Here is a 22058-nt window from a genome sequence, read left to right as displayed (position 1 = left end):
TTAAAGGTCTAACAATGTAAGTAAATCGTGGGTTTGTTTATCCGTTAAAAGGTGAGTTTGTCCTACGGGAATTTGCTCCAAAGTAAAGTTCATAATCTGTATTCGTTGTAAACGCATAACTTGATACCCCAAAGCTTTACACATCCTTCGTATCTGCAAATTTAACCCTTGAGTTAACGTTATTTCAAAACACACATCACTGATTTTTTTAGCCTGACACGGCAAAGTAACCGTATCTAAAATCGCTACACCAGATTGCATGTGGTCAATAAACTCTTTACTCAGAATTTTATTTACCCAAACCCGATAAATCTTGGGTTGTTTATTTTCTGCACGCATAATTTTATTGACCGCATCACCTTGATTAGTCAATAAAATTAACCCTTCGGACTCTTTATCAAGCCGCCCTACTGCAAACACTCTTTGCGGGTAATTAATGGCCTGTTCTATATTATTTTTAACACTTAAATCATGGGTACAAACCACGCCAATAGGTTTGTGATAAAGCAAAAATATCGCTTTTGGGCGATTATTTACAACCAGACCGTTCACTGCAACAATATCTGTTGGAGAGATTTTTTGCCCGACAAAAGCGGGCGTATTATTAACACTAACACGCTGTTGGGTAATCCATAAATCAGCCTGTTTACGCGAACATACGCCCATTTCGCTTAGCCATTTATTAATACGAATTGCTGTATTTGAAGTCAAAATAAATTTACCAGGCCTGGTGTTTTATATAAACAAGGTAAGCCGTTCATTATGTAAATAATTATGGACAAACAATGGCTTCAGTTGCTTGCAGTCTTTCAATTGTGCCTATGTCTGACCATAACGCATTTTCTAACTGCCCAGTTATTGTTTGCTTTTGCATGGCTTTACGTAAGATGGGAGCCAATGGAAGAAAATCAACCGCAAGTCCTGCAAATAATTTTGGGTGCAAAATACTAAAACCTGCAAAGGTATACTCACCATGTTCAGTCACATATTTGTGGCTGTCTAAACCAAAATCGCCTTTGGCATTATGTTCTGGACTCGGCACTAAAACTAAATGCCCAAGTCGTTTAGTATTTGGTTCTAATTGCATTTTTATAGCCTGTTTTACCAGGCCTGTATAATCCATTTCGGAATAAATATCGCCATTAATCACTAAAAAGGGGTCTGACCCTATTAATGGTAAAGCGTTAATAATACCGCCTGCGGTTTCTAGGCCACCTTCTGGCTCGGGTGAATAGCTTATTTTAATATTCCAACGTGAACCATTGCCCAAGGTTTCTTCTAACTTATGGCCAAGCCAAGCGTGGTTTATAACAATATGCTCTACACCTGCTTTGGCCAGTTTTTCAATATGATATTCAATTAACGGTTTACCGCACAATGCCACCAAGGGTTTGGGTATTGAATCGGTAATGGGGCGTAATCGTTTGCCGCGCCCTGCCGCTAAAATCATGGCCGTTACAGGTGCTGTCGTTAAAGATTTTGCTAAAGACATTGTTAACCTTTTTAATTAAATTTTGGTAAAACTCTGTTTTCTACCAAATCGACCAGACTGTGCATTTCTGAATAATGAGCGCCTACTTTGGCAATGTAATTAAGCGTTAACGGAATATCCTTTAAATAGCCGTCTTTACCATCACGATGATATAACCTAGCAAAAATACCCGATGCTTTAAGATGGCGTTGAATTCCCATTAAATCCATACTTTTTTGAAAACGAGACCACTCATCACGTTTCATTACGTTTTTATCACATAACTGTAAAAAATAATTACGTTGCCATTCTGTTACTTGCTGTTCTGGCCAAGAGATATAACAGTCTCTTAGTAAAGAAACTGCGTCGTAACTTATTGGTCCTTTTACCGCATCTTGAAAGTCTAAAATACCCGGATTATCATCCTCAGTAACCATAAGATTACGGCTATGATAATCGCGATGTACATACGTTTGAGGTTGCTTTAAAGCTGATTCAATTAATATGTTTTGTGTATTTTGCCAGGCCTGGTGTTCTAAAGTGTTTAAACCAATATTTAAATGCTTATCTAATAACCAATCTGAAAACAGTGACATTTCAGTGCTTAAAAGCTTTTCATCGTAGACCGGTAAATTTTGTGCCGCTTTATCACCTTGAGTTTGCAAAGTGACTAATGCACTTAATGCATCGCCATAAAGCTGGTCTGTTTGGCTTTCATTACGTTTGGTTAACTCTGACAGATAGGTCACATTACCTAAATCACTTAGCAGTAAAAAACCTTGATCTAAGTTTTGTTCTAACACTTTAGGTACATTTAATCCCATCTCAACCAATTGGTTAGAAACGGCGATAAATGGACGGCAATCTTCATGTTCTACAGGGGCATCCATAATAATATAGCTTTGCGAACCTGTAGCGCATTGCGCTTGGATTCTAAAGTAACGCCTAAAGCTGGCATCGGCTGAAGCAGGTTCTGGATGTGTCACATCACAGCCTTGTAAAAGTGGCAATGTATCAAGCCAATTTAACATCATTTGAAATCTTTCATTCATAAGGTAAATACTCGGTTAAAATAAGCGGTTCGTGAATAATTAATGATTCTCTATTAGATGTCAAATCCTGAGTCACATTTTGTAATGCAAAAAAATCCTAAACAATGGCTTATTAGGCTTCAATACCTATCTAAAAACAAGTCAACAAACCCGTTAAAAGCATTACTTATTGTTTTATGTTTAACGCCACACCAGGCCTGGTCAAATTCCAGTACACCTTCAGCCGCTATTAACAACGATAAATCATTAAATCCAAATGCGCTGCAATTAAATAATAATCCCTGCGCACCAGCATTAATTGCTGAACCACAAGTGATTCCGCCTTTAATCAAAGGGGCAAAATCAAACGCACCTTCTGAACAACACCTTGAAGCGGATAAGTTAACGCAGCCTAATAGTAATCAGTATTTTTTATCTGGCGCAGCCGTCTTTACGCAACCTGGGCTTGTGGTATTAAGTGATACCGCCACATTTAATAAACAACAAAAAACCGCTCAATTTGACGGCAATATAGAATTACATCAACCCGAAATTACCATTCTAGCCAAACACGCCCACATCAATAACAACAGTAAAACAGCGGTATTGGATGAGACTCAATACCAAATGTTACCGAGTCGTGTTCATGGTAAGTCTAAACAAATTACCATTAATGAAAAAGACCAACAAGCGGCATTGGCAAAAGCGTCATTAACGACCTGTAAAATCAATAAAGATCAATCAACCGATTGGGATTTAAAATTTGATGAACTTAAAATTGACAATAAAACCCGTAAAGTAGTTGGTAAAAACACCATTTTATACTTTAAAGATATTCCTGTTTTTTACACGCCTTATTTTGAATACCCTTTAGATGATAGAGCGAGCGGTTTGCTGTTTCCAGAAATTGGTAGTTATAAATCATTAACCCAAACCTCTACCAATCAATATCTTAAAATTCCATATTACTTTAATATTGCGCCGAATATGGATGACACCTTAACGGCGATTCCTATGACTCAACGTGGTTTAGCCTTAGAGAATGAATTTAGATATATTCGTCAAGATTACGGTGTAACCCATCAAGCACAAATTACTTTAACAGGCCTGCAAGATCAACTTACAAAATCAGAAGGCCTGGTATCAGCAGACACAGATGGTAATTTGGTTTATGGTGATAAAGTCACCGACCGTTGGCGTGCAAGCATTAAAGCCCAACAAAATTGGGGGTATGGTTTTAGCAGTAATATTGATTGGGACGAAGTTTCAGATGAAAACTTTTTTGCCGATATCCCAGTGCAAACTGAGTTAAAAACCGCCACTCAAAAACTGAGAACTGCACAGCTTAATTACAATGACGGTAACTTTAGTTCTTATATTCAATTATTAAGTTATTTACGTCTACAAAATGCCGAAGTTAACTATGAAAAACGTCCAGAGATTGGCGCCACTTACAGTAAATACATAGGCAACTTTAATTTCGATTTAAATGGTACAGCGACTGAATTTGTAAACCCCGTATCTTCTGCCGGCAAAGCAGAAGGTACACGTTTAAATTTTTCACCAATACTGACACATAAACTGCAAAATAATTATGGTTACCTACAAACCTCCATGGTCGCTAATGCAACGCAATACAACATGAAAGACAATGGCTACAACCCTTCCAATAAAACAACCATAGACCGATTTATTCCGCAATTTGCGGTACGTGGTGGTTTAACGTTTGAACGTGACATAAATTTAGCAGGTCAAAGCTATACTCAAACCTTAGAACCAGAAGTTCAATACCTTTATACCCCTTATCAAAATCAATCCGATATCACCTTATTTGATACCGATAATAGCAGCCTTGCTTTTAGTAACTTGTTTGCCTTTAATCGTTTTACAGGTTACGACCGCATTGGTGACACATCACAAATTTCTGCCGCCTTAACGACCAAACTATTAACGTCACAAGGCTTGCAAGTTGCCGAAGCGGGTATTGGGCAAATTGCCTATTTATCTGATCGTAAAGTCACCCTTGATGACGTACCAGAAACAAATGATTTTTCGGATATTTATGTAAAATTTGGTTTAACGTTACAAGATTGGTATGCCTCTTCGACCATGCAATTGGATCGCACTGATTACACTTTAACCAATGCCAATAGCCGTATTAGATGGCAACCAACTAATAAAACCACCGTATTAATCAACCACTCGTTATATAACAAATATGAAGACGATGAAACAGAGATGCTTTCAATGGGCGGTTACACCCAAATCAATGACACATGGAACCTGGGTATATACAGTAGTTACGACATGCGTGAAAAAGATTTATATGAAACGCAAATCGGTTTACGATACGACTCTTGCTGTTGGGCGGCAGAAATTATTGCAGAACGCACACAACTTTCAAATGGCTTGTATAATGACGGCATTGGAATCCAATTTGAACTTAAAGGGCTAAGTTCAAGCGGTAGCAAATTTAAACAAGAACTAAATGATAAACTTAATTTTTAAACATTCTTCAATACAAAAGCTTTAAAAGGCAAACGCATGAAAAAAACTCTACATTCAGCACTCTTTTCGCTCTTTACGGTTTTAGCAACCTTGTCATCGGTAGGTTTATACAGTGCAACCGCTAACGCCAGCGAAGAACTTTTAGATAAAATTGTCGCGGTAGTCAATGACCATGTTATTTTACAAAGTCAATTAAGCGAAAAAATGTATCAACAAACGCGTCAAATGGCGGCACAAAATATCCAAGTTAATGATGTAGATGACTTAAGAAAAAAAGTCCTAGACTCTATGATATTAGAAGAACTTCAAATTGAACGTGCTAACGAGTTAGGCTTAAAAGTGCCTGATGATGAAATTAATGCACGTTTAAAAAGTGTCGCCGATAAAAACAATATGAGTTTAATGCAATTACGTAATCGTTTAGACATTGAACAGCCTAATGGTTTTCAAAAAGCGCGTGAAAGTATCAAAAAACAAATCCTGATTCAAAAATTACGTGACGAAGAAGTGATTAGCAAAGCCTTAGTCACAGAAAATGAAATTCAAAACTACTTAAAACGTCAACAATTAGCCGATAAAAACGTAGAAGTTAGACTAAACCACATTTTAGTTGCTCTACCTGAATCTGCTACGCCAGAACAACGTCAGCAAGCTTTAGATAAAATCACCAAACTTAAACAGCGTATTCAGGAAGGTGAAGATTTTTCACAACTAGCGGTACGAGAGTCTAATGGTGGTAAAGCTTTACAAGGTGGTGATTTAGGCTGGATGAAAGAATCTGAAGTACCGACCTTTTTTGCAAAAGCCATTGAAAATATGAAAGTCGGCCAAGTGAGCGATATTATTCAAAGTGCCAGTGGGTTTCATCTAATTAAACTGGCTGATAAAAAAGACACCAGTCAAGCAGATGAGATTACTGAATATCATTTATACCGTTTTATTATTTTAAGCGATGATGTTGATAAATCACTGGTGCCTAAAGATCTAATGACATTGACGCAATCGATTCATAGCATGCAAGCATTTCAAGCTTTAGCAACAAAATATCCAGATATTCCAGCGCAGGTAAATGCCGATAGCGATTTAGGTTGGCGTACAATTGATAAAATCCCAGAAGTGATTCGTGAGGATGTAAGACAACAAGCTAACAAAACCGCTTTACCGCCGTTAGCAACCGATAAAGGTTGGATGATTCTATACCTTGATGATAAACGAGAAATCAGTAAATCTGATACAGACCAAACTCAAAAAGCCATTCAAGCAATACGTATTCGTAAAGCAAATGAAATGTTTGATGTTTGGTTACGCCGTTTAAAAGATGAAGCCTATGTTCAAATAAAATAGAACTCGGGTGGTGGTTTATAGAATAAATTCCTTTTCATTCTATAAACTGCCTACACTAGAGCATGTCGCAGAATACTTAACCCTCTCCTTTTACGAGAGTTGATAAAGGTTCTGCTTTTTATTTTTAGTACCTTTCATTTTCAATCAACATAAATATCAAACTCAATATAAAAACCATCACCAAGCATTAAAAAGTGAACCTATTATGACTCAACGTTTAATTATTACCTCTGGCGAACCTGCTGGAATTGGTCCAGATCTTGTTTTACAACTTGCCCAAAAAGACTGGCCTATTGAGCTGGTGGTTATTGCCGACAAGGCCTTATTGCAACACCGTGCGCAATGTTTAGGTTTAGAAGTAAACTTTATTGACTATGATGCCAATAAACCCGCTCAACCTAGTAAAAAACAACAGATGGTAATAGACGAAATCAAAACGCCTGAACCAGTTATTGATGGCCAACTTAATACCGCAAATGCGGCTTATGTCATTAAGATGCTAAAACGCGCTATTAAAGGTTGTATGAATCATGAATTTGCAGGCATGGTCACAGGGCCCGTGCACAAAGGGGTGATTAATGAAGCAGGTCTACCGTTTACTGGGCATACTGAATTACTGGCTGAAGACAGCAACACCAAACAAGTTGTTATGATGTTGGCAACCCCCGGTTTACGAGTCGCTCTTGCTACAACCCATTTACCATTAGCAGATGTATCCAAGGCCATTACCAAAACCTTGTTAAACGATGTGTTAACCATTACCAATGATTCACTTAAAAACCAATTTGGCATTGAGAAACCACATATTTTTGTAACGGGGCTTAACCCTCATGCAGGCGAAGGCGGTCACATGGGACGTGAAGAAATTGACGTTATTGAACCCGTTTTAGAAACATTACGCTCTAAAATGCATTTAACAGGCCCATTACCAGCTGACACTTTATTTACCCCAAAATACCTAAAACATGCCGATGCTGTTTTAGCCATGTACCATGACCAAGGGTTACCAGTGTTAAAGCATATGGGTTTTGGTAATGCGGTTAATATTACCTTAGGCTTACCGTTTATTCGCACTTCGGTTGATCATGGAACAGCTTTAGATTTAGCAGGGTCTGGCAAAGCCGACGTAAGAAGTTTTGAATACGCTATAGAAGTGGCATTACAAATGGCACAAAGCCAAGCGAATTCTTAATCTCTTTTTATAAAAGACCTTTACACCAAAATATCTCTACAATAATCACACCCAAATTAAAGAGCACAACAATATGGCACAACAAAAATCAGGTCGTTCTTCAGGGCACAAACACAAGAAACAATTTGGGCAAAACTTCTTAAATAATGGCCGAGTTATTGATCAAATTGTAGCGTCTATACGCCCTAAACCTGATAATCACATGGTAGAAATTGGCCCTGGTGAAGCGGCACTAACGACACCGTTAATAGATGTCGTTAAACGTTTGGATATTATTGAGATAGACAATGATTTAATTGGTCCACTAAAAATACGTTTTGCTAGCAAGCCTGCATTTCATCTTCACCATACTGATGCCTTAACCTTTGATTACAGTACCCTCTTAGAATTTGAACCCGAACAACCGCTGCGTATTGTGGGCAACTTACCCTACAACATATCTAGCCCGTTGATGTTTCATCTATTAAATTACAGTGATCATATTCTTGATATGCACTTTATGTTACAAAAAGAAGTCGTTGATCGTATTACCGCAAAACCTGGCATTAAAGCTTACGGGCGTTTGAGTGTCATGATTCAATATGCTTGTGAAACTGAATATCTATTTACCGTTGGGCCAGAGAACTTTACACCTCCCCCTAAAGTAGAATCGGCCATTGTGCGTTTACTACCCTATAAACAAAAACCGTTTATTGCGGATAATGAACAGGCGTTTGCAGATTTAGTTAAACAAGCTTTTAGCCAAAAACGTAAGACCTTGCGAAACACATTAAAAGGCACTTTGGATGCAGAGCAAATTGAATCTTGCGGCATTAACCCAACGGCACGAGCAGAAACATTAAGTGTTGAAAAGTTTGTTGAATTAGCTAATCTTTATCATCAAATTACATTACAATCTGCACAATAACAATTCAAAAATCAACCTAATTTAATGGCGAACTTTTCTTATGACAACCTACGTAATTGGTGATCTACAAGGCTGTTACGATGAACTTCAACAGTTATTAACCCAAATTAATTACCACCCCGATCATGACCATTTATGGTTTGTGGGTGATATTGTAAATCGTGGCCCTAAATCACTAGAGTGTTTACAATTTGTTAAGAAATTAAGCCAACAAGGTAAAGCCAATATTGTTTTGGGTAATCATGATTTTCACCTACTTGCGGCTTACTGTGGCTTACAAAAATTTGTTTCAAAATCAGACACCTTGCAACCTATATTAGAACATCCACAAGTGGATGAACTTATGGACTGGCTACGCAAACAACCATTGATGGTTACCCACCCTCTTTTTAATTCCGTTATGGTTCATGCTGGTATTCCGCCACAGTGGTCTATTAGTGAAGCTCAAACCTACGCTTTAGAAGTACAAAAAAGACTAAAAAAGGATGACTGGCAAGATTACATCGTCAACCATTTATTTGGTTCTGAACCTAATAAATGGAAAAACAGTTTAACTGGCCATAAACGCCTACGTTATATTGTTAATGCTTTTGCACGCATGCGTTATTGCGACAGTAACGGTAAATTAGATTTTGACTTAAAGTCCGTGCCTTCATCTTCTAAAAATAATGAGTCTGAGTATCAACCTTGGTTTGTTTTTTCAAACCGACGTAATAAAGACTATGAAATATTTTTTGGGCATTGGTCAACGCTTGGTGCGATAGATGCTTATCATGTACACTCCACTGATACAGGGTGTTTATGGGGCGGAAAAATGACCGCCTATGCAATGGAAAGCAAACAGCGCTTTACGCTTGACTGCAAACAACAATGTAAACCTAAACTTAAAAAGAAAAAATAAGACTAAAAAAACCTATGGAAGAAGAGCAGCAATTAGACGTTGAACAAATGCAACATATCCCTTCCGCAGAAGAGATGATTAGACGCCTAAAAAATGTAGACGTTCAACAATTTAATATTCAGACAATTGCCACCGAACTGAAAGGCAATAAGATTTGGGTATCTATTTTAACCATACCTGTTAGCACCATTATTTTGGTTCTTATTACCCTACTCGGTAGTTTTATTTTTGACCAACCTATTGCTAGCTTTATTGTTGGCGCTGTGATTTTATTTTGGGTAAGTAAAATGTTTGAAGGCCAAGAACGAAATTACAGAATTGCAGCCCGTCATGAAGTCATGCTGCGTATTAAACAGACTGAGGGGGATTTTGGACTTATCCCGCACTTTAAACATTTTTTACCTAATAAATATCGACATCTTTGGCAGTCTTTAAAAAAAGGTCACTATCAATATATTGAACAATATGTACAGGCAATCTTACTTTTGCAAAATAAATTAGACTCCGAACACTTTAGCCGAATTTGGTATTTAACGTACCCAGAAATTGATCCCGAAAGAGAAGAAAACTTTCAAGATCCTGTCGCTTAAAACACACTCTTTTACACTACGTTAAAATCGTGAATTTATCGTTTTACCAGGCCTGGTAAAACCGTTTAATAATGTAAAAAGAAGATTCAACACCCTTCAAATCACCTTAAAACCTTAATATTAATGACCACCCGTGCACTTAGGTGATTTAGGCGCATTCTGTTCTGCTTCAAGCCATTCTGCTGGAGTATAAGTGTGCAACGCCAAAGCATGAAATTGTGGCATTAAATCAACCAATACTTTATATATTGCTTGCTGTCTTTTTACCTTATTTAAACCATCAAAACTCGTCGACACTAATGTGAGCTTAAAATGTGATTCAGGCGCTGGCCCAGAATGCATATGACTTTCATTTAATAGTTCCATAAACTGAACATCAAAATGCGTATTGATGGCTTGCTCGATTTGCGGTTGAATCATTTTTTAAATCCTTTAAACGTTTTAATGGTGAAGTTTATAATAAACTCAGCTAATCATAGATATAAACAATTTTATTACAAGTTCGCTTTTTAATGTGAGATTTCAACATACAATAAAGTCGTTCACACATTTTAACAACGTTATAAGCTAAGGGTGAAAGCCAAGCGGACAAACCCAAACCTTACTTTTTAAAGTATAGACCAACGTTGTAAACCAAAGTTATAAGGAAAACCTATGCGTTTATTTATTACAGCAATATTGAGTTTTAGCGTGTTTTTTTCTAGCTTTGCGGTTTATGCCGCAGATACAGCAAAAACAGACACCACTGCAAGTCAACACACATTAAAGTTAACACCTGAAGTGACTGGACCAACTAAAGATCGTTTTCCGGGTGATCCTCCAACCCACAAAGCGGTTTATATGTTTGATAAATCGGATGCCGATTACCAAACTCATATCTTAAACTCAATTCAAGCGTTAATTCAACTTTACGGGGACGATGTGTCTATTGCCGTTGTTGCTATTGGGCCAGGCATACATGTGTTGGCTAAAAAACCATTACGTAAGGTTGACCCACTCACTTATGAACGCGTTGAGAGCTTAGCTAAAGATTATAATGTTCGCTGGGTTGCCTGTGGCAATACCATGAAAACAATTGGTTGGACAGATGCGGATATTCGTCCATTTGCAGAATACGCTGAAGTTGGTGCGGCGGCATTAATGACACTGCAAGAAAAAGGCTATAAATTATTAGTTTGGTAAATAACACCCTCAAAACACTATTTACTCACTGCTTTTAAATCAAGAGAAACATCATGACAAAGCCCATGAACAATGCAGATGATTTAAATGAACATCTTATGACGGAGCACTACAGCCACCGAATGGGTTGGCTTAGAGCGGCTGTTTTAGGGGCAAATGACGGCATAATTTCCGTTGTTAGCCTAATTGTTGGGGTCATTGCTGCTAATGCAGAACGTGACTATATTTTACTGGTCGCCATTGCCGCTTTAGTGGCAGGCGCATTAGCAATGGCTGCGGGTGAATATGTTTCCGTTAGTTCACAATCAGATACCGAACAAGCCGATTTAGAAATTGAAAAAAAAGCCCTTGAGGAAGACTGGGAAACTGAGAAAAAAGAGCTTGCTCTCATTTATATGCAAAGAGGTGTTAGTAAAGAAACGGCTATGCAAGTGGCTCATGAATTAATGGAACACGATGCTTTAGACGCACACCTTAAAGATGAAATTGGTTTATCAGAGATTCATAGCGCCAACCCAATTCAAGCAGCTTTAGCCTCTGCAGTATCGTTTATGACAGGCGGTATTATTCCTGTTATTTTGGTGGCCGTATTACCCATGTCTAACATGGGTACAGTCATTATTATTTCCTCTTTAATACTGTTAGGTATTTTAGGGGGATTATCCGCTTGGGTAGGCGGAGCTAACAAAACAAAAGGCGCTTTACGTGTTGTTATTTGGGGAAGCATTGCTATGGCAATGACCTCATTAGTCGGCTCGTTTTTTGGCGTTGCGGCTTAATTTTTATTTAACATATTTTCTGCTAACGTAAAAATAATTAACCTATCGATAAGCAAGCAAAGTTAAATCAGCTATAAAAAAGGCCATTAATTTACATTAATGGCCTTTTTATTGTTTATAACACACGCGTTTGTTTTATTTATTTATAGATTGTTGCGCTAACAAGGTATCCAGTTTTTGATGTAACAAAGCAATTTCAGCCTGCATTTTTTGTTCATGGTTTTGAATGTCATTAAACTCTTCAGCAACAAGCTTATTTTTCGATTCATTTTCCGCTTCCATTTTTTTATGCTCTTCATCAAGCACTTCTACGACAATGCCTATCATCATATTTAAAAACACAAAAGCCGAGAAAAAGATAAAGGTAATAAAATAAATCCAACTAAGGCTGTATAAAGTCATCGCTTCATACATAACATCAGTCCAATCTTCAAAGGTCGCCACCCTAAACAACGTAAGCAGGGACACACCTAAATCGCCCCATAAAGTAGGATTAAGTTGCGAATACAACATGTTTCCAATAACGGCATATAAATAAAAGATAATAAACATCAACAGTGCAACATAGCCCATTCTTGGTAAGGCTGAAATTAACGCACTCACTAATACTCTCAGTTCTGGAATAAATGAAATTAAACGCATGACACGGAACAGTCTTAGCATACGTGCAACTAACGCGTATTCAGAGTCATCAAGTGGGATTAAACTGACCACCACAATAACAAAATCAAAAATATTCCAACCCTTTTTAAAGAAGTCTCTAAAACGATCTTCAGCGGCCATTCTAATTGTAATTTCTATTACAAAAAATAGCGTGACGGCGTAATCTAAAGCAATTAAAGCGGTTTCTAAGGGGCTAGGTAAATGATAGGTTCGTATTCCAATCATTAAGGATGAAAAAATAATAACGGAGATAACAAACAGTTCAAAAACTTTATTGTCTCTAATTTGTTGAAAACGGTTTTGAAAATCTAACCAAGTCATGGCTACGCTTACTCACTTATTAAATGAATGATATTTTAGGTTTATTTTGGGTTTATTTTGGGTTTTTACCAGGCCTGGTAAGTCCTATGGTCTTTTTTGCTATATAGGATAAAACTCAAATTTTAGCTATTTTACTGTATTCATTAATTTTTTTAATCCTTTAAATAAAAAATCTTTGGCCAAAACATATTCAACTTTCAAAATTATTAGAGAAACCTTATTTTCTTTACCTTACGCTCACGTGCAAATAGAGTATTAAATTGCTAAAATAATTTTTTTAAATGAATTTAGGAAACGTAACGTCATGGCAAAAATTACAGTAGTAGGACAAGGTGAATGTGAGTTTGATGGTCAATTTTCAATGTTAGAAGCGTTGGATGAAAATGGTTTTGATATGCCCTACAGCTGTCGTGGCGGAAACTGTGGTGCTTGCACCGTACGCCTAATTTCTGGAGAAGTTGAAGAGATCCAGAGCCCGGCCTATGAATCTAGAAAAGGTGAAATTCTCACTTGCAGTATGATTCCTATTACCGATGTAGTTATTGAATTAATCTAATCATTTTTACCAGGCCTGGTAAATTTTTTCCTTTTCACAAAACCTAAAAAACCCCGATAAACGGGGTTTTTTATTGTGCTTTAAAACTAAATCACATTAGTTTGTGGTTAAAAAAATTTGCACTTGTTTAACCAAACCAACTTAATTTATTTTAACTTAGCTAATTCTTTAGCCGCAAAGTCTGCAGGTAGAGGGATATAACCATCTTTAACTACCGCTTCTTGACCTTGTTTAGAAAGAACTAATTTAATAAATTCTGCAATAACAGGTTCAGCGGCTTTGTTTGGCGCTTTGTTTACATAAACATAAAGCACACGTGAAAGAGGGTAAGTACCATTTAAAGCGTTAGCAGGTGTTGCATGAACCGCTTTTTTACCTTGTTTTTTAGAAATCGCAAGTGCTTTAACGCCCGCAGTTTTATAACCAATACCAGAGTAACCAATACCGTTTAATGAAGCTGATACAGACTGTACAACAGAAGCAGAACCAGGCTGTTCATTTACAGATGACTTGTAATCACCTTTACATAATGCATGCTTCTTAAAGTAACCGTAAGTACCTGATACAGAGTTACGACCATAAATTTGAATGGTTTTATCTTCTAAAGCGCCTGTGGCACCAACTTGTTTCCAGGTAGTCACGTCTTCTTTATCACCACATTTACGTGTTGAAGAGAAAATAGCGTCAACTTCAGGAATTGATAAACCGTCAATTGGGTTATCTTTGTTTACATATACGGCTAAAGCATCAATCGCCACACCAACTTTAGTTGGTTTATAACCATATTTAGATTCAAACATAGCCACTTCTTTGCTTTTCATCTGACGGCTCATTGGGCCAACATTAGAAGTCCCTTCTGTTAACGCTGGAGGTGCAGTAGAAGACCCAGCAGCTTGAATCTGAATATTTACATTAGGGTAAGTGCGCTTAAACTCTTCAGCCCATAACGTCATTAAGTTTGCTAAAGTATCAGAGCCTACTGAAGATAAGTTTCCAGAAACGCCCGATACTTTTTGGTAAGTTGGTAGCTCAGAAGCTTGAGCCGTTGTTGCAGTACCAACCGTAGCGGCTAATCCCATTGCAAGTATAAGTTTTACTTTTTTCATAATAATGACTCCGATATTTTTTGCATGAATTTGTTTAACACCTGGCAAATTATAGAAATCGTTCGTAAAACTAAATTGACACAAATATGACACTTTCGTGACATGCAATATACGTACAAAATCGTAAACCAATCATACTCTTAGTACATAATCTAGCGATTACAAGCACCTGATTAATCATTAATTAAAAGTCATTAGTAAATTTTCTGTAATAAAATCTCTTTTACACGTCTATTTTTAATACAATGCGCATACCATCCTAATCCAAAGATATAGAGTTAAAGCTATGGAATTTCGTGATATTAACGAGTTTGAAAACGCCACCTCTCGTGGCAGAAAAGAAATGTTTCGTTTTGGTAGTGCTTTACTATTCATTATTCTGATTATTTTGTTTGCATCAAACATCCAAACAGGAAGCGGAACAGTTAGCATTGAATTAGTGGTAGCCGCCATGATTGGTGGTTATATGGCTATTAATATTGGTGCTAACGACGTTGCCAATAACGTTGGCCCAGCGGTTGGCTCTAAAGCCTTAACCCTAACAGGTGCTATTATTATTGCCGCCATATTTGAATCTGCTGGTGCATTAATAGCCGGTGGTGATGTAGTAAGCACCATTAAAAAAGGCATTATTGACCCTGCCCTTATTGGTGATAGCGACACTTTTATTTGGTTAATGATTGCCGCCCTACTTGCTGGTGCTATGTGGCTAAACGTAGCAACTGCAATGGGCGCACCAGTTTCAACTACACACTCAATTGTAGGTGGTGTACTGGGGGCAGGAATTGCGGCCGCTGGATGGAATATTGCTAACTGGGATCAAATGGGTGCTATTGCAGCAAGCTGGGTTATATCACCAGTTATTGGTGGAATCATTGCTGCTGCTTTTTTGTACTGGATAAAACGAACCATTACCTACCGAGACGACATGATTGCAGCATCCCAAAAGATGCTTCCCATACTCGTGGCTATTATGGCGTGGGCTTTCTCTACGTATTTAATTATGAAAGGCCTTAAGCACATTTGGAAGGTAGACTTTCTTACCGCTACTCTTATTGGTTTTGCCATTGCTTTACTAGTTTACATGGTTATTAAACCTATTACGAAACGTAAATCTGCAACATTAGAAAATACCAAAGCCAGCGTAAATACACTGTTTACTGTACCGCTTATTTTTGCAGCCGCTTTATTAAGTTTTGCCCACGGTGCTAACGATGTGGCAAATGCCGTTGGGCCTTTAGCCGCCATTAACGATGCTGTACAAAATCACGGCGTTTCTACTAAAGCTGAAATTCCGCTTTGGGTCATGCTAATTGGGGCTGTTGGTATTTCATTAGGTTTATTATTATTTGGCCCTAAACTTATTCGTACTGTGGGTTCTGAAATTACAGAACTTGACCAAATGCGTGCCTTTTCTATTGCAATGGCAGCCGCAATTACGGTTATTGTTGCCTCACAATTTGGACTACCAGTAAGCTCAACACACATTGCTGTTGGTGGTGTATTTGGGGTTGGTTTCTTGCGAGAATACCTAAAACGTAGTTATGCCAAAACCATTCAATCCATTCGTGATCATCATCAAGGTTCTGATCAACAGGAAGTTGAAGAATACATAATTCGTTTTGAAAAAGCATCACTCATTGAAAAGAAAGATATGCTTGCGCAGTTAAAAGCAAAAGAAGCTGAAGTTGATTTAAGTAAAAAAGAACGTAAATCATTAGATAAAGTTTATCAAAAAGAGCTTGTAAAACGTTCGGCCTTCTTAAAAATTGTTGCTGCTTGGGTCATTACCGTACCAGCGTCTGCAATTTTGGCGGCGTTAATTTACTTTACGATTAGAGGCATGATGTTACCTTAGTAATCTATCGCGTTTAACAGCCAATAAAAAAGGGCGTGTGACTGATTCACACGCCCTTTTTTTATTCTCTTTACAGATAAAACCATTAATCTCAATTGTTTTTACCAGGCCTGGTAAATTGTAATCTATAACTTTATATAGAAATTAGCACACACCATTATATTGTACATAACATTAGCCAAACTTAACTTTAGAAGACCTTAAATAAAACAAACGCTATCACGCTTAAATACCGCTCTGTGTTGGTAAACACAACGGCCTTTAATTTTACTTTTTGGCAAACACACAACGAAAGGTACTTCCCTTACCCAAAACACTATTTATTGTTAGCTCAGCATCGTGTTTTTCTAATACATGTTTTACAATTGCTAACCCTAAACCTGTACCCCCTGTTACACGAGAACGGTCTTTATCTACTCTATAAAAACGTTCTGTTAATCGTGGGATATGCTCAGAAGAAATTCCTAAGCCGTGATCTTCTACTTCAAAAATTACACTCTTTTTCTTAGCGTACCAGCGCACATAAATATCGCCCCCGTCGGGCGAATACCGTACAGCATTTGAAACAAGATTCATAAAAACACTTTTTAAGGCTTCTGGATAACCTAATATTTTGAGATTTTGGTCAACTTCAAAAATAAAGTGGTGATTGTCGCCCCCTAATTGAACAGCTTCCACTTCAAGTTGTTGTAATTTTTTAGGAACATCCACTTTCTCTTTATGTGCGGTAATCGAGTCCGATTCTATGGTAGACAGTGTGAGCAAGTCTTCAATAATTGATTGCATTCTATGCGATTGCGTTTCCATATGCTCAAGCGGTAGCTTCCAGTTTTCCAAATGCTCACCAGGGGTATCCAACATGACTTCCAAGTAACCTCGTAATACCGTCAGCGGAGTGCGCAGTTCATGAGAAGCATTGGCAATAAAATCACGGCGAACTTGAGCAAGTTGATAAAGCTCTGTAATGTCCTTAACCACTAATAACTTGTGGTTCTCAAAATAAGGAATTATTTGCATTTGATAGGTACGAGATGGCCGATAGGATGAGTTAACCGTGAGCGTTTTTGAAAAATCTTTTTCTTTAAGATATTGAATAAATTCAGGCTGTCTAATAACAGACTCTATCTTACTGCCTTGATCTTGTCGTCTAATACCTAACAAGGTTTTAGACACCGTATTAAACCATTCAATATTATTATTTTGTTCTAACGATACAATGGAATCAGGAATAAGCATTGACGCCGCTTTAAACTGTTCAGATTTATATAAATGAAGGTCTGCGTGTTTTTCTAAAGCGCGTTGTTTTTTTGAAACGAGATAGGTTAATTCACTCCAAAATCCAGATGTTGGAGGGTAGGCATTTAACTTACGTGCATCCATCCAGTTTTCAAAGCGTTTAATGCTCCATAACTGACGAGCAATATAGACCATAATAAATAAAAATAGGGACACTAACCAAAAATCAGTTACCCAAGCAAAAAATAGCATTAACCAAGCGGTTGTTATCAGCCAGGTTAGCTCTCGTTTAATACCATTAGAAAACAATGTTAAGCCTCAACCACAGAAAAACGGTAACCAGAACCTCTAATTGTTTGAATGTAATCGGCCACGTTGGTTGGCTCTAATAATTTACGAAGTCGTCTAATATGCACATCAACGGTACGCTCTTCAACCACCACATTTACACCCCAAACGTGATCTAAAAGCTGTGTTCTTGAAAATACACGATTTGGATGTGACATAAAGAAGTGCACCAAATTAAACTCTGTTGGGCCTAATTTAACCTCTTGATCACTGACATAAAAACGGTGCGATTCTAAATCTAAACGCATATTGCCTGCCGTAAACTGGTTATGCTCAACTTTATCGTTAGTTTGACGTCTTAATAAGGCTTGAATTCGTGCAATAAGGGCTCTTGGTGAAAAAGGTTTAATGACAAAATCATCCACACCTGAATCAAACCCTTTAACTTGATCTTCTTCTTCACCACGTGCGGTTAACATAATGATTGGAATCGCTTTGGTTTTATCATTTTGTCTAAGTCGTTGAGCTAACGCAACACCTGGTGTACCGGGCATCATCCAATCAAGCAATATAAGATCAGGTGTATCATCGAGCGCTAATTTCCAACCTTCTTCGGCATTACTTGCTTCACTGACAAGGAAGTTTGATGCGGATAAAGTGAATTTCAACATATCACGAATAGCCGCTTCATCCTCAATCACTAAAACTTTACTCTGCCCCATAAACACTCCTTAATGGTTTTATATAATACTTAATCGTTGGTTAATGAATTTAAAAAAGACTCAAGCTTATCATTATTCATATAACGGACTTGTTTGCCTTTAACCAAATAAATCACACTTTCTGCAACATTAACAATATGCGCTGAAATACGTTCACAGGCTCTAATTGAGATAAACATCTGCATAATATACTCAGCTAACTCATCTGTATTATTATTCAAAGATGCATTAATTTCTATTAATGCTTTCTTTTTTATCTCTGAAATACGTTCGTCATCATCAAACACTTCAGACAATTCACTTAGGTCTAATTGCGCAAATGCATTTAAGGTTTTTTTAAGTATATCTAAATTAATGGCAACCATTTCAATAAGAGCGCTATAACCAGGCAAAATATCACAAGGTACTTCTTTGGTTTTTGACATTTTAGTTGCTAATTTTGATGCGTTAACCGCTTCATCACCAATGCGTTCTAAATCAACCGCAATACGAATAGAGCTTACAATTAAACGTAAATCTGAAGCCGTTGGTTGCTGGCGCGCTAAAACACGTGCGCACAAGCTGTCAATTTCAAGTTCTTCTTTATTAACAATTTTATCAATTTGCTTAATCTCTTTTGCTAGGCTTTTATCTTCACATTTAATTGCCTCAATTGTATTTTTGATTTGTGCTTCAACCAACCCACCCATAGATAAGATTTGATTAAATAACTCTTCTAAATTTTGGTTGTACTGCCCTGAAATATGGCTGTTAAAATTTTTTCTTTCCATTGTAATTTCCTATTCAATTTATTTATAAATAAACGCTTTTGTACAACCAAAAGGCTTAACCATAACGACCTGTAATATAGTCTTCGGTACGTTTTACTTGGGGGTTGGTAAACAAACTATCTGTATCGGTGTATTCAATTAAATCGCCCATATACATAAAAGCGGTATAGTCCGAAACACGCGCGGCCTGTTGCATATTATGAGTAACAATTAAAATCGTAAATTCTTTTTTAAGTTCAAAAATTAACTCTTCAATCGCTAAGGTTGAAATAGGGTCAAGTGCTGACGTTGGTTCATCTAGTAATAAAACTTCTGGCTTAATCGCAATGGCGCGAGCAATACACAAACGCTGCTGTTGACCACCAGACATACCTAAAGCATTTTCATCCAAACGATCTTTAACTTCTTCCCAAAGGCCTGCGCCTTTTAACGCCCACTCTACGGCTTCATCAAGCACATTTTTATCTTTAACGCCTTGTAAACGTAAGCCATAACAAACGTTTTCATAAATCGATTTAGGAAACGGATTAGGCTTTTGAAACACCATGCCAACACGACGACGTAATGCTGATACATCCATGTTTTTGGCATACATATCATCACCATGCAATTCCATTTTTCCATCAACATTGACAATATCAATTAAGTCATTCATGCGATTAAAACAGCGCAACAAGGTTGATTTACCACAACCAGAAGGACCAATAAATGCTGTTACGCGATTTTCTGGTACATGCATATTAATTGAATTCAAGGCCTGCTTTTTACCGTAGTAAAGATTCCAGTCTTTTACTTCAATGGCTATTTTTTCATTGGTTAAAGACATAGCTCGGTCTTCTCTTTCTAATGAAATGGATAAGCTTTTATCGCTCATAAAATATTCCTTTTAGACGTATTTATTAAATAAATCGCCCTATCGTATTTAAATATTAATTGGACATAAATGCATTATGTCCACTTAGATTTAGTTAAATTTGGTTAATGTTTTAATGTTCAAGCGCTTTGTATTTTTCACGTAAACGGTTACGAATCGTAATTGCGCCAATGTTTAGGCCAACAATAATAATGACCAACAGTAATGACGTGGCATAAACCAAAGGCTGTGAAGCTTCTACGTTAGGGCTTTGGAAACCGACGTCATAAATATGGAAACCTAAATGCATAAACTTACGGTCTAAATGAATAAACGGCGCAATTGAATCAACAGGTAATTCAGGTGCAAGCTTAACGACACCTACCAACATTAAAGGCGCTACTTCACCCGCAGCACGCGCAATGGCTAAAATAAGCCCTGTCATAATGGCTGGCGTTGCCATAGGTAAAACAATTTTCATAATGGTTTCAGACTTAGTTGCCCCTAATGCCAAACCACCTTCTCTTAATGATCTTGGTATACGAGATAGACCTTCTTCAGTTGAAACAATTACCACTGGTAACGTAAGTAGTGCCATGGTAAGTGACGCCCATAACAGACCAGGGGTACCAAATGTGGGGCTTGGTAGTTTATAGCCGTAAAACAGTTCATCAATGGAACCACCGAGTATATAAACAAAGAAACCTAAACCAAAAATACCAAAAACAATAGATGGCACACCTGCCAGGTTATTAATAGAGATTCTGACCATTCGAAGTACAGGACCATCTTTAGCGTATTCACGCATATAAATGGCTGCTATAACCCCCATAGGTGTCACTAAAATCGTCATTAATAGCACCATGGTGATGGTTCCAATCATTGCAGGGAAAATCCCCCCTTCTGTATTGGCTTCACGTGGATCATCTAATAAAAAGCTACTGATTGAATGTCCAAAAAATCCTATTTTTTGAGCAAAATTCATATTATTAGGTTGCCAAATATCAACGACTTTTTTAAACGGAATGGTCAGTTTTTTACCACCACTAATAACAAGCGTCATATCGCCATATTGCTCAAGTTGCTTATATAAAATTTGGGTTTGAGTTTGATATTCTGCAAACTGCTTTTGATAAGCATCTCGTTCAGCCTTTAAACGCGCCGCTTCTGCATCCGTAAATGCATTTCTAATTTTTAGTTTTTTCTCTTCAAAACGAAGTTGCTCAATTTTGTAATTAATTTCCCCTATTTTCACTTTTTCTATATGGTGAATTTTGTCGTGGGTTTCTGTACTTCGTTCAAGTTGAGCTTGAATTAAGGGCAATAACGTCGCTTGATCTGTCTCTTTTTGACCATTAATGGTTGCACTCACTAAATGGCCAAAAACATTACCATATTCATAGCGTTCAACCACCATGACATCTTTAGAAAGTTCACTAACCGGTCCATCTAGATCATTACTGTTAATCCATCTAAAATCTACACCGTATACATCACGGTTTCCGATTTTAATCAGATACTGATCAACAGGTGTCTCTACGCCCGTTATTGGATCCGTTGCATGACCTTTTTTCTGGTCTCTTAATTCACCAATAATCGTCTGTTTTTGACCATTTTCATCTAAGTGAATTTGATACACAGCATGTGGCCAAAAATGCACCGCACCTTTGTATGTAATTAATCCCATCAAACCAAGTACTAACACCACGCTAATACTTACCATGGCAGAACTCATCCAAATCCAATGTTCGCCTTTATTAAACCAATCTTTCATCTCATA

At 37.3% G+C, this 22058-nt stretch carries 21 protein-coding genes; 10 read left to right on the top strand and 11 right to left on the bottom strand.

The genetic code is table 11. The features are described 5' to 3' along the window. The 3 genes from ACYQ0E_RS03575 to ACYQ0E_RS03565 form a co-directional block, all read right to left on the bottom strand. Complete coding sequence (locus ACYQ0E_RS03575) at positions 1–711, bottom strand: pseudouridine synthase (protein WP_460186877.1); 711 nt, start codon at positions 709–711, stop codon at positions 1–3. A gap of 61 nt (positions 712–772) precedes the next feature. Then, complete coding sequence (gene murU, locus ACYQ0E_RS03570; RefSeq protein ID WP_460186876.1) at positions 773–1492, bottom strand: N-acetylmuramate alpha-1-phosphate uridylyltransferase MurU; 720 nt, start codon at positions 1490–1492, stop codon at positions 773–775. An 11-nt stretch (positions 1493–1503) separates the two neighbouring features. Continuing rightward, positions 1504–2523: an aminoglycoside phosphotransferase family protein gene (locus ACYQ0E_RS03565; protein ID WP_460186875.1), complete on the bottom strand. Its 1020-nt coding sequence runs from the start codon at positions 2521–2523 to the stop codon at positions 1504–1506. A 57-nt stretch (positions 2524–2580) separates the two neighbouring features. Between ACYQ0E_RS03565 and ACYQ0E_RS03560 the strand changes: the two genes are divergently transcribed. The 6 genes from ACYQ0E_RS03560 to ACYQ0E_RS03535 all read left to right on the top strand — a co-directional run bounded on the left by ACYQ0E_RS03560 (position 2581) and on the right by ACYQ0E_RS03535 (position 9944). Then, on the top strand, positions 2581–5010 hold the full coding sequence (locus ACYQ0E_RS03560) for an LPS-assembly protein LptD (protein WP_460186874.1): 2430 nt from the start codon (positions 2581–2583) through the stop codon (positions 5008–5010). A 36-nt stretch (positions 5011–5046) separates the two neighbouring features. Then, a complete protein-coding gene (locus tag ACYQ0E_RS03555; RefSeq protein ID WP_460186873.1) occupies positions 5047–6354 on the top strand; it encodes a peptidylprolyl isomerase in 1308 nt (435 codons plus the stop codon). 205 nt (positions 6355–6559) lie between these two features. Beyond that, positions 6560–7546 (top strand): 4-hydroxythreonine-4-phosphate dehydrogenase PdxA, encoded by a 987-nt coding sequence (gene pdxA, locus ACYQ0E_RS03550; protein WP_460186872.1) that lies wholly within the window; start codon positions 6560–6562, stop codon positions 7544–7546. Between the two features lie 73 nt (positions 7547–7619). Beyond that, on the top strand, positions 7620–8453 hold the full coding sequence (gene rsmA / locus ACYQ0E_RS03545) for a 16S rRNA (adenine(1518)-N(6)/adenine(1519)-N(6))-dimethyltransferase RsmA (RefSeq protein ID WP_460186871.1): 834 nt from the start codon (positions 7620–7622) through the stop codon (positions 8451–8453). Between the two features lie 40 nt (positions 8454–8493). Next, on the top strand, positions 8494–9354 hold the full coding sequence (locus ACYQ0E_RS03540) for a symmetrical bis(5'-nucleosyl)-tetraphosphatase (protein ID WP_460186870.1): 861 nt from the start codon (positions 8494–8496) through the stop codon (positions 9352–9354). A gap of 14 nt (positions 9355–9368) precedes the next feature. Beyond that, positions 9369–9944 (top strand): hypothetical protein, encoded by a 576-nt coding sequence (locus ACYQ0E_RS03535; protein ID WP_460186869.1) that lies wholly within the window; start codon positions 9369–9371, stop codon positions 9942–9944. Between the two features lie 120 nt (positions 9945–10064). On the opposite strand, the gene ACYQ0E_RS03530 is transcribed toward ACYQ0E_RS03535, so the two are convergent. Next, positions 10065–10364, bottom strand: a complete 300-nt coding sequence (locus ACYQ0E_RS03530; protein WP_460186868.1) for a BolA family protein — start codon at positions 10362–10364, stop codon at positions 10065–10067. Positions 10365–10598: 234 nt separating this feature from the next. On the opposite strand from ACYQ0E_RS03530, the gene ACYQ0E_RS03525 reads away from it, so the two are divergent. Together ACYQ0E_RS03525 and ACYQ0E_RS03520 are read left to right on the top strand one after the other, a co-directional pair. Beyond that, the gene (locus ACYQ0E_RS03525; RefSeq protein WP_460186867.1) at positions 10599–11126 is read left to right on the top strand and encodes a DsrE family protein; all 528 of its coding nucleotides are present in this window, start codon (positions 10599–10601) and stop codon (positions 11124–11126) included. Positions 11127–11179: 53 nt separating this feature from the next. Next, positions 11180–11905, top strand: coding sequence for a VIT1/CCC1 transporter family protein (locus ACYQ0E_RS03520; protein WP_460186866.1), 726 nt, complete (start codon positions 11180–11182; stop codon positions 11903–11905). A gap of 135 nt (positions 11906–12040) precedes the next feature. On the opposite strand, the gene ACYQ0E_RS03515 is transcribed toward ACYQ0E_RS03520, so the two are convergent. Beyond that, on the bottom strand, positions 12041–12889 hold the full coding sequence (locus ACYQ0E_RS03515; RefSeq protein ID WP_460186865.1) for an ion transporter: 849 nt from the start codon (positions 12887–12889) through the stop codon (positions 12041–12043). Positions 12890–13193: 304 nt separating this feature from the next. Here ACYQ0E_RS03515 and ACYQ0E_RS03510 point away from each other — a divergent pair, with 304 nt between their 5' ends. Beyond that, a complete protein-coding gene (locus ACYQ0E_RS03510; protein ID WP_460186864.1) occupies positions 13194–13445 on the top strand; it encodes a 2Fe-2S iron-sulfur cluster-binding protein in 252 nt (83 codons plus the stop codon). Positions 13446–13591: 146 nt separating this feature from the next. Here ACYQ0E_RS03510 and ACYQ0E_RS03505 read toward each other — a convergent pair whose 3' ends face one another. Then, positions 13592–14551, bottom strand: coding sequence for a PstS family phosphate ABC transporter substrate-binding protein (locus ACYQ0E_RS03505; protein ID WP_460186863.1), 960 nt, complete (start codon positions 14549–14551; stop codon positions 13592–13594). 286 nt (positions 14552–14837) lie between these two features. Here ACYQ0E_RS03505 and ACYQ0E_RS03500 point away from each other — a divergent pair, with 286 nt between their 5' ends. After that, positions 14838–16409 carry an inorganic phosphate transporter gene (locus ACYQ0E_RS03500; RefSeq protein WP_460186862.1) on the top strand — a complete coding sequence of 524 codons (1572 nt, stop codon included), beginning with the start codon at positions 14838–14840 and terminating at the stop codon, positions 16407–16409. A gap of 267 nt (positions 16410–16676) precedes the next feature. On the opposite strand, the gene phoR is transcribed toward ACYQ0E_RS03500, so the two are convergent. The 5 genes from phoR to pstA all read right to left on the bottom strand — a co-directional run bounded on the left by phoR (position 16677) and on the right by pstA (position 22052). After that, positions 16677–17954 (bottom strand): phosphate regulon sensor histidine kinase PhoR, encoded by a 1278-nt coding sequence (gene phoR / locus ACYQ0E_RS03495; protein WP_460186861.1) that lies wholly within the window; start codon positions 17952–17954, stop codon positions 16677–16679. 2 nt (positions 17955–17956) lie between these two features. Next, entirely contained in the window at positions 17957–18655 is a 699-nt protein-coding gene (gene phoB / locus ACYQ0E_RS03490; RefSeq protein WP_460186860.1) for a phosphate regulon transcriptional regulator PhoB, read from the bottom strand. Between the two features lie 29 nt (positions 18656–18684). Further along, positions 18685–19425, bottom strand: coding sequence for a phosphate signaling complex protein PhoU (phoU, locus tag ACYQ0E_RS03485; RefSeq protein WP_460186859.1), 741 nt, complete (start codon positions 19423–19425; stop codon positions 18685–18687). 55 nt (positions 19426–19480) lie between these two features. Next, positions 19481–20251 (bottom strand): phosphate ABC transporter ATP-binding protein PstB, encoded by a 771-nt coding sequence (pstB, locus tag ACYQ0E_RS03480; protein WP_460188691.1) that lies wholly within the window; start codon positions 20249–20251, stop codon positions 19481–19483. A 160-nt stretch (positions 20252–20411) separates the two neighbouring features. After that, entirely contained in the window at positions 20412–22052 is a 1641-nt protein-coding gene (gene pstA, locus ACYQ0E_RS03475; protein ID WP_460186858.1) for a phosphate ABC transporter permease PstA, read from the bottom strand. Positions 22053–22058: the final 6 nt, after the last annotated feature.

Source organism: Thiomicrorhabdus hydrogeniphila (assembly GCF_054656895.1).
This window is presented reverse-complemented; position numbering and strand designations above follow the sequence as displayed.